The sequence below is a fragment of the Pseudoalteromonas sp. SG41-2 genome, from assembly GCF_014164535.1.
Taxonomy (GTDB): Bacteria; Pseudomonadota; Gammaproteobacteria; order Enterobacterales; family Alteromonadaceae; genus Pseudoalteromonas; species Pseudoalteromonas rhizosphaerae.
This window is the reverse complement of record NZ_JACJFK010000009.1, coordinates 16,492-34,234: the sequence shown is the minus strand read 5'-3', so window position 1 is coordinate 34,234 and position 17,743 is coordinate 16,492. Positions and strand designations below refer to the sequence as shown.

The 17,743-nt window shown below is 40.9% G+C and carries 16 protein-coding genes; 8 read left to right on the top strand and 8 right to left on the bottom strand.

The features are described from left to right. The first annotated feature begins 47 nt into the window (after window positions 1-47). Complete coding sequence (locus H5186_RS08875) at window positions 48-374, top strand: cyclic-phosphate processing receiver domain-containing protein (RefSeq protein WP_182784692.1); 327 nt, start codon at window positions 48-50, stop codon at window positions 372-374. 95 nt (window positions 375-469) lie between these two features. Here the strand turns inward: H5186_RS08875 and H5186_RS08870 are convergent, their stop codons facing one another. The 3 genes from H5186_RS08870 to H5186_RS08860 form a co-directional block, all read right to left on the bottom strand. Then, the gene (locus tag H5186_RS08870) at window positions 470-1,246 is read right to left on the bottom strand and encodes an alpha-ketoglutarate-dependent dioxygenase AlkB (RefSeq protein ID WP_182794357.1); all 777 of its coding nucleotides are present in this window, start codon (window positions 1,244-1,246) and stop codon (window positions 470-472) included. After that, window positions 1,243-2,472: a hypothetical protein gene (locus H5186_RS08865; protein ID WP_182768086.1), complete on the bottom strand. Its 1,230-nt coding sequence runs from the start codon at window positions 2,470-2,472 to the stop codon at window positions 1,243-1,245. The genes H5186_RS08870 and H5186_RS08865 overlap by 4 nt, the downstream gene beginning before the upstream one ends. Before the next feature lie 290 nt (window positions 2,473-2,762). Next, on the bottom strand, window positions 2,763-3,650 hold the full coding sequence (locus H5186_RS08860) for a LysR family transcriptional regulator (protein ID WP_182784696.1): 888 nt from the start codon (window positions 3,648-3,650) through the stop codon (window positions 2,763-2,765). A 103-nt stretch (window positions 3,651-3,753) separates the two neighbouring features. On the opposite strand from H5186_RS08860, the gene H5186_RS08855 reads away from it, so the two are divergent. Together H5186_RS08855 and H5186_RS08850 are read left to right on the top strand one after the other, a co-directional pair. Continuing rightward, window positions 3,754-4,869: an FAD-dependent monooxygenase gene (locus tag H5186_RS08855; RefSeq protein WP_182794356.1), complete on the top strand. Its 1,116-nt coding sequence runs from the start codon at window positions 3,754-3,756 to the stop codon at window positions 4,867-4,869. 162 nt (window positions 4,870-5,031) lie between these two features. After that, on the top strand, window positions 5,032-7,953 hold the full coding sequence (locus H5186_RS08850; protein WP_182794355.1) for a TonB-dependent receptor: 2,922 nt from the start codon (window positions 5,032-5,034) through the stop codon (window positions 7,951-7,953). A 5-nt stretch (window positions 7,954-7,958) separates the two neighbouring features. Here H5186_RS08850 and dld read toward each other — a convergent pair whose 3' ends face one another. The 4 genes from dld to H5186_RS08830 form a co-directional block, all read right to left on the bottom strand. Next, window positions 7,959-9,653, bottom strand: a complete 1,695-nt coding sequence (dld, locus tag H5186_RS08845) for a D-lactate dehydrogenase (RefSeq protein ID WP_182794354.1) — start codon at window positions 9,651-9,653, stop codon at window positions 7,959-7,961. Between the two features lie 7 nt (window positions 9,654-9,660). Further along, window positions 9,661-10,059 (bottom strand): ribbon-helix-helix domain-containing protein, encoded by a 399-nt coding sequence (locus H5186_RS08840; RefSeq protein WP_149981898.1) that lies wholly within the window; start codon window positions 10,057-10,059, stop codon window positions 9,661-9,663. A gap of 30 nt (window positions 10,060-10,089) precedes the next feature. Then, on the bottom strand, window positions 10,090-10,647 hold the full coding sequence (locus H5186_RS08835; protein ID WP_149981897.1) for a DJ-1/PfpI family protein: 558 nt from the start codon (window positions 10,645-10,647) through the stop codon (window positions 10,090-10,092). A 129-nt stretch (window positions 10,648-10,776) separates the two neighbouring features. Next, window positions 10,777-11,661, bottom strand: a complete 885-nt coding sequence (locus tag H5186_RS08830) for a LysR family transcriptional regulator (protein ID WP_149981896.1) — start codon at window positions 11,659-11,661, stop codon at window positions 10,777-10,779. A gap of 114 nt (window positions 11,662-11,775) precedes the next feature. Between H5186_RS08830 and H5186_RS08825 the strand changes: the two genes are divergently transcribed. The 4 genes from H5186_RS08825 (at window position 11,776) to H5186_RS08810 (ending at window position 15,353) form a co-directional block, all read left to right on the top strand. Then, window positions 11,776-12,405: an NAD(P)-dependent oxidoreductase gene (locus tag H5186_RS08825; protein ID WP_182794353.1), complete on the top strand. Its 630-nt coding sequence runs from the start codon at window positions 11,776-11,778 to the stop codon at window positions 12,403-12,405. 464 nt (window positions 12,406-12,869) lie between these two features. Beyond that, window positions 12,870-13,796 (top strand): GGDEF domain-containing protein, encoded by a 927-nt coding sequence (locus tag H5186_RS08820; RefSeq protein WP_182794352.1) that lies wholly within the window; start codon window positions 12,870-12,872, stop codon window positions 13,794-13,796. Between the two features lie 17 nt (window positions 13,797-13,813). Continuing rightward, on the top strand, window positions 13,814-14,530 hold the full coding sequence (locus H5186_RS08815) for a Sir2 family NAD-dependent protein deacetylase (RefSeq protein ID WP_149981893.1): 717 nt from the start codon (window positions 13,814-13,816) through the stop codon (window positions 14,528-14,530). A gap of 25 nt (window positions 14,531-14,555) precedes the next feature. After that, on the top strand, window positions 14,556-15,353 hold the full coding sequence (locus tag H5186_RS08810) for a response regulator (protein ID WP_182719069.1): 798 nt from the start codon (window positions 14,556-14,558) through the stop codon (window positions 15,351-15,353). 44 nt (window positions 15,354-15,397) lie between these two features. Here the strand turns inward: H5186_RS08810 and H5186_RS08805 are convergent, their stop codons facing one another. Further along, window positions 15,398-16,990 carry a carboxylesterase/lipase family protein gene (locus H5186_RS08805; protein WP_182794351.1) on the bottom strand — a complete coding sequence of 531 codons (1,593 nt, stop codon included), beginning with the start codon at window positions 16,988-16,990 and terminating at the stop codon, window positions 15,398-15,400. A 279-nt stretch (window positions 16,991-17,269) separates the two neighbouring features. Between H5186_RS08805 and H5186_RS08800 the strand changes: the two genes are divergently transcribed. After that, window positions 17,270-17,686 carry a hypothetical protein gene (locus H5186_RS08800; protein WP_182768093.1) on the top strand — a complete coding sequence of 139 codons (417 nt, stop codon included), beginning with the start codon at window positions 17,270-17,272 and terminating at the stop codon, window positions 17,684-17,686. The last annotated feature ends 57 nt before the right edge of the window (window positions 17,687-17,743 follow it).

The window sequence follows — 17,743 nt, the reverse complement described above, 5'->3', positions numbered from 1 at the left end:
AGCTGTTGTTTTCAGAGTCTGAATACTTTTTTAAGTGGTATAAATCTATGAACGTATATTTAGATGATGAGAGGGAAACTCCAGCCGGTTGGTTACGAGCCTATTGGCCCGATGAAGTGATTAAACTTTTGAAGACCGGTAAAGTAAAGCAGCTCAGCCTCGATCATGATTTAGGAAATGATAATAAAGGCACTGGCTATGATGTTTTACTTTGGATTGAGCGGGCAGTGTTTATTGATGGCTTTGTACCACCAGCAATAGCTGTTCACTCAGCTAATAGCTCAGCACGCATAAAAATGGAGCGCGCAATTACACAAATTAACTTACTGGCTAGAAATCAACAGGGTTCTAAACGCTGCAATAACGAGTCGTAAATCTTACAATTAAACAGGATTATTTATGACGATATTATATATCACTGGCGCAGGTGTAAGTGCAGCCAGTGGCATACCGACTTTCAATAATATATTTAAGGCTCAAGTAAATCGGCAGCACTTAATGTGTAATTGATTGGTGGATAGTTAAACTCAAGGCTTTTGTTTTCTTCTCCTCTGAGCTTATAGTATTGTTTTTGTTCAGATTCTGTTGCGAAAGTAAGCCGCTGGCCGTTGTTTAAATAGGGTTGGCCGTTTTTAAATTTGATAAAGGTTTTTGACTCTCTAAATGTTAGGCCAAACCATTTATTATCTATTTCACCCTTTTTAAAACTGGGTGTTTTTTGCAATATAATTTTATGATGATACTGCTCATTGGTATCGGTTGAAAATAACACCACACTGTTATGTGTGAGCGGTATATCAAATTGCTCGTCACTATTTTTATGTTTAACGCGCAGAGTTCTAATATGCTTATCAGTTAATAAATCGGGTTTTTCGTAACACGAAAATAGCGCAATACATGAAGGTTTTTTAATGTCTAAGCACTGATCACTGTGATATTTCATGGTGCTGTAGCTGGCATCATACACTTCGACCAACGCATTGTTAAAGTCAGTCTCTGGTAATGCATGTTGTTTAAGCGCTTTATTTATATGCTCAACAATTTGCTGGTGGCAGGTTAAAAACGCTTGAGCCGGGTGTTGGTATTGGCTGGTGGTTCTAACAAGGGGAATACCCGCACTGGTTTTTTTAATCAGCGTGTTACCTAGCCGACCTTTCGTTATATTTTCTAATTGGGTATGCGCTTGTAAATGAGCAAATAAGTGCTCATCACAAGGGAGGGTTATTTTATAAAACGGGAAGGTCATAATATCGGCTTTTTATAATCGCCAGAGTTCATACTAAAATGCACTGTGCCGTAATCAACGTGGCTTTGGTATTTGTTTTCTTTGTAGTAAGCATCTCTTAAATCAAGCATGTTTTCGTCATTGATATTTTTCATTTCAATGAGTTCATCATTTTCTTTTATGAAGGTTTTATCGTTTGTATAAACCGCTTCTAAATTAGAGCAGCGTATTACATAGCCCATTCTAATAGGAATTTTATCGATGTTTAATACCGAAGGGCGTATTTCATGGGTATATAAGCGATTAGTTGACAGCGGAATAATAAACACCGAGTTAGGGTATAAAGTCACGGTAAATTCTTTTACTAATGATTCATCAGTTACCGTGGGTTTAAGCTTAAAGATTAAACGAGTTAGGGCGCTTGATTTTTTATAACACCAATCGAATGTGTCGGTTTTTGATGGTGTTAGCTCAGCAAATTTACTGTTTTCGTAAAATGTACAAAAAGCAATTAGCCCCGCTTTTGGCATATCTTTGGTTTTATCTGAGTGGGCTTTTATTTTTGCTTTAACATCTTTTGGGTTATTTTCATCTTTAGCTTTATTTTCATAAATCTGCGCCAATACATGATTAAGGTCGGTAGGCTGTGTAAAGTCATATTTAGCTGCCTCATTTACCAAATTAACAACGTGATGGTCGGTTTCACGCAGGTTGTCGGTAGCCCCGGTTAAATTGCTAGAGCAGCGTAGTAAATGAAAATGCAGTTGCTCGTCTTTAGCGTTAGTTTGCGTTACTTTGCTGATGTATATGCCTTTACGCAGCGCGGTTGATGGTTTGTTAGACTCTGTTAATTGTTGAAAGTCATGCTCGGCTTTTATTTTTGAAAAATAGTCACATTCATCACTAAACAGTTTACGATAATAAACCCCCGCACCGTGAATATTTAATGGCACTTGCCCATGGCTAATGGTTGTTAGTGTCGCATTACTTATAGGCTCAATATTAAGAGAAAATTCTTTAATAACTAACAGCTCAACATGCTCATTAAAACAGCTATCAAGTTTTGCAAGATCGCCAATAACATATATTCTTTGCGGATCATTAACGCAGGTAATATCAGCTGCGCAGGTTATTGTTGTGCCACAAAAGTGTGTTAATAGGTAATTTAAATTAGCATCGCTACTATTTTGATCAGTAAGATTAATGAGTATATTTTTACTGTTAGAAAGTGAATTTTCGGCGTGCATATACATCCTTTGTTACTAGCGGCTGATGAATTATTAAATCATTATAGTATTGATATATGGTTACTTTTATAATATTTACAAGTAGATGAATAAAACTTTTATAGAATATATTTAACCATTATCACGAGCGGTTATTAATACCTCTAATCACAGGGGAAAGCATGACTTTAAGGTGTTTTTGGCTCATTACACCGGCGATTGTGTCATATCGAGGGATACCTTGTATATGAGGGCTTATACTTTCCTTCTTCTAGCTTACTTGTGCATCTAATTCTAATTGCATTGATATCTTAGGTAAGCTCAATGCAGTTAGACTTTAAGAATTCTAAAAATACTTTTACCTTTTCTAGCGGGTATTTTCTGCCTGCATAAAATGCGTATAACACCAGATCTTCTGGTTCATGGTCGAGTTTAATATTGATCAATGAGCCGTTGTCTATATCTTCTTGGCATGCATGAATGGGTAAAATGGCATAGCCGAGCCCTTTTAGTGCAGCGGCTTTGGCCATGTTGCCACTGTTTACTTTAAAATTAGATTTTACTTGCACTGCTTGTTGCTGTTTAAAACGCCAAGGCATACCTTGCAGTACTGATAAGCTAGTAATACAAGGAACTTTACTTAACTCATCTAGCGAGCGAGGCGGTGGCGCATTGTTGATCAGTTGTGGCGCGCCAACAATGCAACTGGGCCAGCGCAGCAGTTCTTTAGCAACCCAACCTGAATCGTCCAATGGACCACGGCCAAAGCGTAGCACCAAATCAAATCCCTCTAACAAGCCTTCGGTTGGATTTAGTTGCGTATCGCAACTTAGTTGTATTTGTGGATGCACAGAGCAAAACTCTGCGCTTATTTCGGCTAAAAAAGGCAGATCAGGCATGATGATTTTAAGATGCCCGGCAAGAGAATCACCATACAAAGACACCTCTTCTAGCGAGTCATTCATTGCTTGTATCAGTGGGGTGATAGATTGATAAAGTTGTTTTCCTGCAGCCGTTGCAATCATTTTTCGGGTGGTACGTTGTAATAACCTTAAATTAAGTTGCTTCTCTAATAACGCGACATGGCGGCTAACATTAGATGTAGGCAATTGCAGTTGTTCGGCTGCGAGTTTAAAGCTCAGTTGTTCATATACGCACTGAAAGCTGAGTAACCACTGAAGTTCGATTTTATCAATCATTAATTAACTCAAAATATGGGATTAATAACGCAATTATTACTAATTTATCTTAAAAAATGACTTTGTGATAATGGTTATTCAGTTAATTATTGAGGTAAAGAATATGAACAGCAAGCGAATTGCCATTGTGGGTGCGGGCATCGGGGGGATAGCGCTGGCCATTCTTGCAGCACGAAAAGGTTATCAGGTGAACATATTTGAGCGCGATAGTGAGATTTCCTCTATTGGTGCCGGGGTAACGTTATGGCCGAATGCAATGTTTGTGTTACAGCAAATGGGCTTGGATAAACAGATCCAAGCGCTGGGCGGTATGCCTTTGTTTATGCGTCAGTGTGATCAGCATGGCACGGTGCAAAGTGAATTTGATATTGCAAAAGTAAATACACTCAGTGGTTTTTCTAGTATCAGTATATTGCGCCGTGATCTTATGAGTGTGTTGGGCCGCACATTAGCTGATTTAGGGGTAAACATACATTTTAACAGCGCAATAACCGTATCAGAGATTGCTCAACTAAAACAAGATTTTGATTTAGTTGTGGGCGCTGATGGGCGGATGAACTCGGTGGTAAGGCAATTCTTATATGCTGAAAAAATCACTCCTCAGTATCAGGGGTTTATTAATATTATTGCTATTAGCCAGTTAAAACCGGGCACTTTAGATAATGTGATCCATGATTTTCGCGGCCGTGGCGAGCGCTTTGGTATTGTGCCTGTTAAAGCAGACCTTTGTTATTGGGCTGCCGGGTGGAGTGCAAATATTGATAAAGCGCGGCCGCTATCTGCTTGGTATGAAGAAATGCACCAACGCTTTTTAACTTGGCCAGATGCGGTACAGCAGGTGCTTAAGTCTTATGATGAAAACTCACTGAAGCGAATATTTGTGCACGATATTGACCGTTTGCCATATTGGCATCAAGGTAACGTACTGATTATGGGAGATGCGGCTCATGCTCCTTTACCTACTTCAGGGCAGGGGGCATGTCAGGCGCTAGAAGATGCTTGGCATCTTGTACGGGTGTTAGAAAAGTATGATGATTTAGAGCACGCCTTAACGGCTTTTTATCAACAACGCATAGATAAAACCTCAGCCTCTCAACTTGTTGGTCGGCAAGTCGCGCAGAAAATTTTCACTACAGCAGCTGATACCAATGAGACACCAGCGCTAGGTATCTCTGCTCAGCAGTTAGTAACGTTATGGATGCAAGGCTTGAGTAATTAACCTATCGAGCTCTGTTATTTAGGTGCGAGCAAGGCTATTTATGAGGTGGTTATTTGCTCGCTTATTCAGTTACTTGTAAGTTGTGGTTAACAATCCATTAAGTCTGGCTGTGTACAATTGCCGCCTTTACAATTGTTAACCAGTAATGGACTCGTACATTCAATGTCAACCTCAACGTGTTACTCGCCTTTAGCAGCATCGCTGCGTTTTTCAGTTATTAGTTTATCGGTTTTTAGTGCTATGAATGCGGCGGCTGCCGAGCAATTAACAGGCACTCAAACAGAAAAAGATATGGAAGTGATTGAGGTGCGAGGTATTCGCTCTAGCATGGCTGAAAACTTAGCGGTGAAGCGTTTATCAAGTTCTGTGGTTGATGCCATTACCGCTGAAGACATTGGTAAATTCCCGGATAAAAACGTGGCTGATTCATTAGCCCGTGTGCCGGGTGTAGTGATTGAACGTGAAGGCGGTGAAGGATCAACGGTGAGTATTCGTGGTTTATCGTCTGATCTTACTTACACGCAGTTAAATGGTAATTTTATTGCCTCGTCACCAGGAGAGCCATCTCGTTCATTTGATTATGCTTTACTCCCATCAGCGATGATCGCAAGCGTTGAAGTATTCAAATCACCTGAAGCGCGACTAGATGAAGGTGGCGTCGGTGGTACAGTGTTAATGCATAGCCGCAAACCATTGGATATGGATGCTAATTCGGGCGTTTTTAATGTTGAAAGTACTTATGCAGATGTAACGGAAGATTATGAACCTCAGTTTACTGGTTTGTATTCATGGAAAAACGATAGCGATAGCTTTGGTTTTTTACTTGGCTATACCCGTCAAGAGCGCACCAACCGTACGCTCTCTGGCGGCACAGATGCCAATGTTTGGCGTTACACAGGTCAGCAAGCTGTTGATATAAATGGTAACGAGGTTAATAACAGTAATGACTGGGGCGCGGTGACTGATGCCAACGGGCAACGTTATGAGAATATGTGGTTTCCGCAGGTGGTGCGCAGCTCTGTTGTGAATGAAAAACGTGAACGTGAAGGCGTGCAGTTTTCGACTCAGTGGCGACCAACTAATCGCATTGAACTAGGTTTTAATTACTTTGGTTTTAGTTTAAAGCAACAACGCAGCGACTCGGTCGTTGATATGCCGGAATGGGCGTTAAATCCTGACTTTTTAACCGGTATTACACTTGATGAAAGTGGCACAATTGTCAATGGCATGGACTACAGTGCCATGGCCAGTGGCGTTGAAAAAGATATGCAATTGCCGTGGTTGCGCGGCAGTTATTTGGATGAAGAGTCAACCTCTGATACTTTTGATTTTAACTTAAGCTACGAAGGCGACAACTTTACAGCACGCTTTGTCGTTGGTAAAACTAAAGCTAAAGGCGGGCCAAAAGAAAGTTGGCAAGCAGCGTATAAAAGCTCAAACGCGGGTGAGGGGCAAAGTAATATTGAGAACGCCTCGCAAAGTGCCGCTTGGTCAATCAGTGATGACCGTATTTCGATGCTGATAGACCCAAATACACTCAATAACTTGCTCGCAGGTGTTGGCGGAGGTCGTGATGCAGGCTCATCGAACTCAAGTTTTGTACGTAGCACCTTAGCAGAAAAGTACTACCAAGCTGACGTTGATTTTTATGTTGATTGGGGCATATTGACCACCATTCGCACTGGTGCAAAATACCGCGATGCATCACTGCATCGCGAAACGGGCAACAACTTTTTCCTTGATCCGAGTTTTGATATTGCCGCAGGCGAGGCAAGCGCAAGCGGTATCACGCAATTTGATAGCTATCAATGGAATAATGGTATGCCACAGGCACAAGATGTGTTTAATGTGGAAGGTGAAAGCAATATTGCTGGTGGCTTTAATATCAATTTAATGCCAACTATTAATTGGCATAAATATCGCGATTATATTTACAGTAACTATGTGCCGTATACTCGAATTGAAGATAACTTTGTCTATGATATTGCCGAGCAGGTCAGTGCGTTTTATTTACAAGGTGATTTTGAGTACAGAGATATACGCGGTAATTTTGGTGTGCGCGTTGTACAAACCAAGACTAGCAGTGCTTCAACCGATCTCTATACCTTTTTATTGGATGAAACCGATGACGAAACGGGCGAGCAAATCACCGGTGATGATCGTTTAGTTGAGCAATACCAGTTGATCACGCAGCAAACAGCAGACACCCACGTATTGCCGAGTTTAAATATTGCGTGGGATGCCAGTGATGATGTGGTGATCCGTGGTGCGCTTGCTAAAGTGATGTCGCGCCCCGATTACGGCGATTTGGGTAGTCAACAGCGTATTACTTATGTGTCGGACGAATGGGCAGATGATCGCGCCGCTTTTAATGAACAACCCGGTTTTAGTGGTAGTGGTGGTAATAAAAATTTAAAAGCGTTTGAGTCAGTACAAGCCGATTTATCTCTTGAGTATTACTACGCGCCAGGCTCTGCATTAGGTGTTGCGTTATTTCATAAACAGGTCGATAACTTTATCGTGCCACTGGTGATTGATTCACAGCGTGAATTTGCAGGGCAAGCAGGTCTTGTTGATGCTGGTACTATTAGTATTTCCCCGTATAGCACAGTAGGTAATGGTACTGATGCGGTATCAAAAGGGGTGGAAGTGTTTATTCAACACGCCTTTGATAGTGGCTTTGGTATTTACGCAAACTACACGTATAACAACACCAATCAGGCCGATGTAACAGTTGCAGGTGAAAAGTTAGCAGAGTCGCCATTAATAGGCAGTGCTGACTATCAATATAACACCTCCGTTTATTATGAAGGGGATAGTTTTAACATTCGCGCTTCGTACAATAAACGAGGTGAAACGGTGCTCGGTATTAACAGTGGTTTAAATGTCTACCAAGATCCATACCAGCAAGTAGATGTAAATGCAGCATATAACGTTACCGATAACTTAAGCTTTACCGCAGCGGTAATTAACTTAACGCAATCGGAGTCGGTAACACGTTTGGGTAAAGATACCGATGCGCGGCTACTTAATACTAGTTATTCAGGCCGCCGTTATTATGCTGGGATTAATTACAGTTTTTAAGTGTGCTAACAGCGCGATGTAAAATCGCGCTTATTAGACATGCCGCCAATGCCCGCATTAAAGCTATTGGTTGGATCTAAATTGCGGTAGTTATCAGCAAGGGCTGGTTTTGCATCATAATGATGCCCTACATTATGCTCTGCGGGGTATTGTGCGCCGCGTTGCTCTAATAACTCAAGTAAGGCTGCTTTAATTGCTTTGCCGTCTTCACCTTTACGCACTAAGTAATCTTGGTGAAATACGTGACATAAAAAGTGCCCGTAATACAGTTTCCCTACTAATTTATTGCAGATGCTTGGCGGTAATTTTTCGAACCATTCGTTGTGGTTACGTTTTAAAGCGATATCCAGCGCGAGGATATCTTCGACTTCTTGATGATTTATTTTGGCATATTGCACAGCAGCACCTGCGGCAGCAAAACGCAGTAAGTATGCCGATTTAGCTTCTTGCTCACTACACTGAAAAAAATCAATTTGGTAGTCTTTTTGAACGTGTTCAAGCAATGCAAGAGTTTGTTGATGCGCCTCGCCTTTAACTGTCAAAATGAGCTGATGTTGATATTGACTATTCCATTGCTTGAGCTTATTGGGTGTTTGGCTTGGGAACAGTTTTGCGAAACGATAAACTAGTTTATCAATAGCATTTTTGGGTATAAAAGGCAGTTTTTGACAGACGGAATCGAGCTGGCGCTTAATATTAAAAAAAGTAGGCAACCAATTGGTGCCAAGATGTTTAATTAATAATACTGTATCTCGACCATAATTATCAGCAAGCTCAAAAATATCACGGTGTAAATATTCGGCGTAAACAGGCAAGCTGGTGGCTTGCTCTAATAACGTTTTTCGTACCGCTTGCAACGCAGTGGAGGAATTAGTACCGAGGTAAAACGTCAGTTCTTGTTGATTTTTTGCGAAGGTATCTACTCGTACGGCGAATACAGCTAGTTTTCCCGCACAGCCGCTGGCTTGATGTAAACGCCGAGGATCGGCATTAAATCGTGCCGGGGTATCATCATCTGTTTTACGAACCCAATCGGCATATTCGCGATCAGATGCTTTCTTAGCTGTCGTTTTAACATCTTGGGTGCGGTATTTTTTATTTTGTAAATTAGTGAGTATTTGCTCTGGTGTATTGCCAAGTTCAATATCTAAATTATTAATTAAACTGAGGCTACCATTGCTATTTACTTGGGCGTATAAGGCAAGTTCAGTATATGCTGGGCCTCGCTCAACTAAAGCGCCACCTGAGTTATTACATACCCCACCGACAATCGATGCGCCAATACATGATGAGCCAATAACTGAATGTGGTACTTGGTCGTATGGGGCGAGGGCTTTTTCTAATGAGAACAAACTCGCCCCAGGAAACGCGACAATTTGTTGTTGCTCAGCTAATACTTGAATGTCGTTAAGGCGCGAGGTGTTGATGATCACCGTATTGCGATCGCAACCTTGTGTCGGTGTTGAGCCGCCCGTTAAACCGGTATTTGCGGCTTGCATAATAACGATGACCTTTGCACTTACACAGGCTTGTAAAATATGCCATTGTTGTAATAGTGTTGCCGGTTTTACTACTGCTAGTGCCGGACCGTGACCTTCTCTAAAGCCTTTACGGTAAGGAGCAGTTGCACGATCGCTCGTTAATACATAACGTGCGCCAACAATCTTTTTAAAAGATCGAACTAAGGAGGATTGTGACATGAAAACTCTAGTTAAGTGAAGACTTTAACGATGTATCTATATACTGGCTTTTGCGCACACTGGTACGCAATTTTTCTTGTTCTAAAACTTGTGTCGCGTCGATATCATTTAAAGGTATCGCATCTTCGCGGGTTAAGTTGCCATCGGCCACCAGCGATAAATAACGCGAACAACAGACACGTAAAAATGAAGTGAAATTACCAATGTCGTGATCAGCATCAAGAGATTCAAGGTACAGCTTAGTGATCATTTGATTAACGGTCATTTGATCACGAAATGCCACTTCTTCTAAAATATCCCAAAAAAACTCTTCTAAACGAATCGACGTAACAACGCCGTCAATCCGCAGTGATTTGGTACGACAGGTCCATAACCGACTGTCGGCATTAATAAAAAGTTGGCACATGATTAACCTCTTGATGCTGCTGAACTGCGATTATAGCAAGGCTACAAACTGTTTTAACATGGCAGGGTGTGCAGGCCATGCTGGTGCTGTTACTAGTTTGCCATCGGTAATGGCGCCATCCATTGGTAATTCAACGTACTCGGCACCCGCCATTTTCACTTCAGGTTGGCAAGCAGGGTAAGCGGATACTTTTTTACCTTCAATAACTCCTGCTGCTGTGAGCAATTGCGGGCCGTGACAAATAGAGGCAATGGGTTTATCCGCTGTAGCAAAATGCTGAATTATTTCAATTACTTTCGCGTTTAAGCGTAAATACTCAGGGGCACGGCCACCGGGTAAATACAGGGCATCGTAATCAGCGGCATTAATATTGGCAAATGTCGCGTTTAGCGCAAAGTTATGACCGCGCTTTTCAGTATAGGTTTGGTCGCCTTCAAAATCATGAATTGAGGTGGCGATAGTATCACCTGCTTTTTTATCAGGACATACAGCATCAACTTGGTGACCCATCGCCAATAATGCTTGAAAAGGCACCATGTTTTCATAGTCTTCTACAAAGTCACCGGTGATCATAAGTACTTTAGCCATGTTCTGCTCCAGATATTAATTGTGCGTAAACGTATCAGAGTGGAGATTAAGTGCACTCTAATACAATGAGCTCCTAGTAAAACATACACTAATCAGTAACGGGTAATATTCTAATACTACACAGTCATTTTATAGGATATCTTGTTGCCATCGCAGCGCTAAAAAATCAATAAACGCTCTGACCACATTTTGTTGATAATGACGAGATAAATACACAGCCCATAAATGCTGGCCAGGTGATGAAAAAGATGGATTCACTTTAACCAGTTTACCTTGCTCTAAATAGCGATTTGCCAAGTCACACGGCAAATTTGCGATCCCCATTCCTTTGATTGCTGCTTTTAGTAGCACAGACATATCATTAGCATTAATACTGCCTTTTACGGTGACTTTTTCATCCTCGTTATCACTAATAATATGCCATGTTGAACTACCGCTATGCACTAAACAATTGTGTTGCAATAAATCTTGCGGTTTAGTGATTGGACTGTTGTTCGCCAAATAAGTTGGGGAGGCGCAAATAGCCGTATTGATATACATAAGCTTACGCGCAATTAATTGCTCATCAGGCTCATGAGTATAGCGCAGTGCTATATCTACTCGCTCATCAACCAGTTGTGATAACCGATCTGAGAGTACTAGCTGAAAATGAGTATTTGGGTGTATAGCAACAAATTCTTCAATTGCATCAAACAACAGATTTTGGCCAAGTCCAATAGGGGCTGCGACTCTAATGGTACCAACCAGCTCGTTATTATGGTTATGTGCTCTACTTTGTAAATCCAATACGGTGCTGAGTATTTGCTTACAGTAGGCAAGCGCTTCTTCGCCCTGATTGGTTAAGCTGACTTTACGGGTGGTGCGGTGAAATAATCGCAAGCTCAGCCACTGCTCAATGTCTTGTACGTGGCGGGTGACTTGTAAGCGGCTGAGCTCTAAGTGAGCAGCTGCTTTTGTAAAGCTGCCACTGCGGGCGACTTCAACAAAGCTTTGGATTGCAGTTATCTTATCCATTAGCATCCTAAGGTGAACTAATGTGTATCTATAAGGTTTATTTATCATCAATTAATGAGCAAGTAAACTGATTACATCAACTCAGATGATTAATACTTTTTTAAGGATACAGACATGAATATTACTATTTTAGGCGCAACAGGTTGGATTGGTAGCCACATCATGGCGCAGGCAAAAGCTAATGGTCACTATGTGACGGCGGTTGTTCGTGATGCGGATAAGGTGACTGACGGTACAGCGGTAGAAGAGTTTGACTTACAATCTCAAAATGACATTGCAGAAGTATTAACGAACGCTGATGTGGTGATTGCCTCAATCGGTGGACGTGCAGCGGGTAACCATGAATTAGTTGCGCAAACGGCCAAGCGTTTATTAACTGCACTGTCAGGTAGCAGTACTCGTTTACTGTGGGTTGGTGGTGCAGGTAGTTTAGAAGTTGCGCCTGGTGTTACGTTAGTGTCATCGCCGGACTTTCCTGCTGAATATAAAGATGAAGCGTTGGCGCAAGGTGAGGCTCTCAGTGTATTTAAAGCAACAAACACAACCACACAATGGACGTTTGTAAGCCCTGCCGCGGTTATTTACCCTGGCGCAAGTGAAGGTCCGTATCGTATTGGTGGCGATGCGTTTTTTACTAATGAACAAGGTGAAAGCAAAATATCAGTGACTGATTACGCGATTGCTATGCTGGATGAAGTGCAAAATGCCGCGCATATTAATCAACGTATGAGCGTCGCTTATTAAGGGTTTTTCGCAGGGCTTACAAATAAAGTATGATTATTTAATGATACTTTTGAACCCACTTTTATCCTTTGCATTAACCAGCTTTACCTGAGCCTTTTGCAACTTAGGTAAAGCTAAATCTAAAGGTTATTGCTAATGAGCAGCCGATTTTTTGAAGCAATGATATGGCAAAACCTATTTGCTCAGCTTAGTAATACCAGGATGTTATTCGCGTGTAAGCTTACTTTTAGCAACTATTTATTACTTTCACTTTTACAATGATCTCATGTCTAGACTATATTTGAACTGGTAACTGATTAATTATTTTAATTTTAGTGCAATCTTACAATCAGTTTTTGCATGCAAAGATTGCCTTTACTATTGATAAGTGATGCATTGTATTGATGATTAGCTATTCTGATATGGCCGAACGAAAACTTATTATTAGGTTCTTTTCCGTAATAGGTACGTTGACAACGCTTTGTATGGCAATAATCGCTTTGTTTAATAATCAATCTACTTTGGTTTACCCTCTATTAGGCTCATCAATTTTACTTGCTTCCCCTTTTTGCCTTGGTGATAGAGTCGAGATTTCCTCTTTAATTGTTTTGTATACTTTATATGCTTTAATGATTTATTTAGTACTTACAGGAGGGAGCCATGGTACTGGGCCTATTTGGATTTTTATTGTATCTCCGGTAACCTTTTTTGTGCGTGGTTTTAAACGGGGAATCATTGATTTAATTATTTTTGTAATTTGCGTAACTGGCGCCTTTTATTTATCGAGCTACTTTAAATTTTACAGCGGCTACTCGGCTTATTTTCCAATTCGTATTATTGCTTCTTTTATTATTGTTGCTCTGTTGAGTGGCTTTTATGAATATTTTCGGCAAATGTATAGCCACCGTTTGATTGAACTTGTTCAAAAAAATGAATATTTAGCGACTCGCGACCCTTTAACAAACCTGCCCAATCGACGTTATGCTATGAAAGAGCTCGAGCAATTCGAAGCGCAGCTGCTAACTGGGAGTATTATCATTGCGGATGTAGATAATTTTAAGGATATTAATGATCAATATGGTCACTCAGTTGGCGATGAAGTACTAAAGCACCTTGCTGATTTATTTGTTGCTCAGTTAAGTGAAAATGATATGGTGGCGCGCTGGGGCGGTGAAGAGTTTTTATTTTTTCTACGTCATAAAAATAAACAACAAGCGACACAATTTGCCAACGATATTCATTATGCTTTATCACAAAATCGTTTAGATATTGGTGTAAACCAGCTGGCTGTTACAGTGAGCATGGGGATCAGTAAACTAACTGCGGATGTGCCGATTGATAAAGCGATGCACAAAGCGGATGAATTGCTTTATCAAGCAAAGAAGCAAGGCAAAAATCAAACGTGTGTTTAGCGCTTATTGGGAACGCTATGAATACATTATATATAACCGGAGCCGGTGTGAGTGCCGCCAGCGGCATTCCTACCTTTCGAGGTGAAGATGGGTTTTGGACTATTGGTAGTAAAAACTATACGCCAATGGAAATGGCTACGCGTGCTATGTATGAAAACAACCCACGGGAGTTTTTAGCTTGGTATTATCATCGCTTTGCTACTTATCGCAACCATGGTCCTAACGAAGTTCATCAGTGGTTGAGCGATAAAAACCTGATCACACAAAATATTGACGGGCTAGATGGCAAAGCAGGAAATAAAAACTATATCGCCATTCATGGCCGGCTTGATCAAATGACTTTGTTTCATCATCAAGGCGATGATGTGAAAGCGCATACGACACCGTGGGATAATGTAGACGAAAGCCGCTTACATGAGTCACTGCTTGAGCTGTTTAACATTGAAAACCAGCAGCCAGTGGTGGATCAATCTTTAAAGCCTTTTGTGTTGTTATTTGATGAATACTACACTGAACTTTATCGTATTAGCGAAGCACAACAGCGGATGCTTGATGCCGATAAAATCGTTTTTATTGGCACTTCGTTTAGCGTTAATATTACCCAAATGGCGCTAGAAGTGGCACGCAATTACGATATCCCAATCGAAATCGTTGATCCAGAACCTGCGCATGTTATGTATAGTAATGTGAGTTATCATAAAATGACTGCATTAGACTATATTCAACGTAACTAAACATAGCAACACTGAAGAGATTTAAATGAAAGATTTAACAGCAATAGCCAATTTATCAATATTATTAGTAGAGCCTTCAGATGTTCAGCAAAAGCTTATTATAAAGTCACTTACTCAATGCGGTGTGTCACAAATTGAAACTGCCACTTCTCAAGCTAAAACGTTAACAATGCTGGAGAATTATCAGCCGGATTTGGTTATTAGCAGCATGTATTTTTCTGACGGTAGCGCTGACTCTTTATTGCAAAAAATCAGAGTAACCCCTGGTATTGAGCATCAAGCTTTTATGCTGGTATCAACAGAGCGCAATAAAACCTATCTTGAACAGTTAAGGCAGTCAGGGGTATTAGCTATTTTACCAAAGCCATTTAGCGCTGAGGCAATTACGCGTGCGTTAAAGGCAACCTTAGATATCATCACTGAAGAAGAAGTTGAGTTAGAGCATTTTGATGTAACGCTATTGCGTGTACTTGTGGTTGATGACAGTCGTTTTGCTCGTAAGCATATTATTAGGGTCTTGGCTGGAATGGGAATACCGACGCCTGTAGAAGCCGAAAATGGCAAACAGGCTATTGAACACCTTAATAGTCAATCATTTGATTTAATTGTTACTGATTACAATATGCCAGAAATGGATGGCAAAGAGCTAACGGAGACCGTAAGAAGCTCGAATGCTTACTCGCATATTCCTATTTTGATGGTGAGTTCTGAGGCAAACGACACTCATTTAGCTAATATTGCTCAAGCTGGTGTAGACGCCATATGTGACAAGCCATTTGAACCTGCCACAGTAAGAGAGCTGCTATTTAAAATAATGTCTTAGATATTCACCTAAATGACTTAATAGCAAGCTGAGTTACTTCAACACTATTTTATTGAGGCTTTAGCTTGTGTTACATCAAGACGAGCTTCAAGAGGATCTGGTGAAAAAGTCGCAGTACCTTGTTTATTCAGTTGTAGGATATAGCGCTCATCTTCTTTAAATGCGCGCCAAGCAGATAACCCCGGCCCATTGGGTGTGCCGTATTTAATAAAATTAGTAACGTAACGATGCATTGTTTTAGCCGTTTGTTTGTCTTGCTCGGTGGTAATATGGCCATACTTAGTTGTTACTGTATTGAAAAAGTAAGGTATTTCAGTCGCGTGCGCTGCGCCTTGTGCAGTAACTGTTTGTGCTACATAGCCAAATCGGTAAATAAACGCGGGCTGTGAAAATTTACTCACTTGTTGAGCAACAAAACGAGCAGGTTCTTGCATTAAGAGGTCTTGACCAGTTTCATAATTAAGTATTGCGAGATCTGTGTTGCCTTTACTGTCATAAGCTTGTTGGGCTTGCTCAGCGCGTGAGCCAAAACTTTTAAATAATGCTTCCTTTGTGCTGTAAATTGCAAAGCCAATATCTTTATCTGTGGTGCCAACCATAGTGGGAACATGGCTAAAGTTACCTTCGTTGAATGCTTCTTCGGTCGATGAACTAACTAATATACCGTCTAAAATGGGCCCGCCTACATAGGTGGGCGCTTCTGGGGAAGGGGTCATATTTGCTAAGTTAAGGCCATCAACAAGCTGCTCGGCGCTTAGCGCACGCAGTGCGTTTAATGCTGCTTTATTATCGCCTGTTATACCGTGCTGAGCTGCAAAGTTAACTCCCACTTGCTCAGCTGATAGGATATTTTTATTATCACTGGTTAGTGGCAGTTGATTAAAAAGCTCTCTACCACCACCAGACATAATAATAGCTTTATTGAATAATCCTTGTGCAGCAGAGGTTTGCATCATTGCATGCACCGACTTACCGCCCGCAGATTCTCCCATCAGTGTGACTTGCTGAGGATCACCACCAAATTGGCTGATGTTACTTTTGACCCAGTTTAATGCTGCAATTTGATCCATGAAGGCATAATTGCCAAGAGCATCATTTTCAAAGCTACTCAGTGCTGGATGAGCAAAAAAACCAAACCGGCCAAGTCGATAATTAAAGCTGACAAACACCACACCTTGCTTTGCAAAACTTTCACCGGAATACACACCAGGAGATGAACCGCCATTGACAAAGCCACCCCCATAAATCCACACCACTACTGGGTAAGGCTGTTTACTCTGTTTTGCAGGCTTAAACACATTCAAATATAAACAATCTTCAGCTGGTGGGGTTCCCAGTGGTGCAGCATCGCCAGCAAATGGTTTTTGCATGCAATCTGCTGCGAATTCGGTAGTACTTTTTACACCTTGCCAGTGAGTTACTGGTTGCGGTGCGCGCCAGCGCTTATCATTTACCGGCGGAGCAGCAAAAGGGATCCCTTTAAAAGAAATCACTTTGCCCGAATCAGTACCTTGAATTTTGCCGCCAGTTACATCAGCAATGGTATTTTGGGATGGCTCGGAGCAAGCTTGTAGAATAAAAATAGTAGCGATCAGTGATGGAATAAAAAGCAGAGATTTAAGAGAACGCAATACCATTTTTAAGCCCTGTAATGGTTGTTTTAATGTCTATAGTTATCAGATAGTAGCATCTAGACTCGTATAATAAAAAGTGGCTATACAGAGAATAATCAAATGCTATACCGAGAGACTCGTTGTATTTATTAGATTATTAATTCATCAATGCTAGACTTATTGCTACATAAAAATACTTTCGTTACTCAAGCAAATAACTTACCCAAATGTGGGTTATAAAAATGCTAGCATTGCAGTGCTGCCAATAGCTAGATCCAAGTGTATGTAAAGGAATACGTTGATATGCAATACATTGAGTATATTACAATACTTGCTGTGATATCTATCAGTGGTTGCAGTGATATTAAAATAGAGAAGCAGTGCTTTGAGCCCATTCATTATCAAGCAAATAAATTATTTCAAAGTAGTGAAATTCGTGTCGAACCTATATGGGTTGGCCATCCTCGAAACGACTACTTAAAAGATCACAACGTAGAGGGTCATCTCAGCCCTTACGGCGGGTTTGAAAAGATATCAGCTTCTAGTCAGCTTACTCTTACCGGAAATATATATAAGATAACGCCAAATATAGGTGAGCGTTATATTGGCAGAAATTCAGAGTATCTTTTATTTGAAGTCACAGTTGATGCAAAAAAGTATGTGATCTCTGATCAGATCCCTGAGCATATCCTGCTACCTTTACGGTGTTTTTTTAATTAATGGCGTGTCTATATAGATAATGTTATTTCGTTGGCTGCTAGTGGTGCTCATCTTATC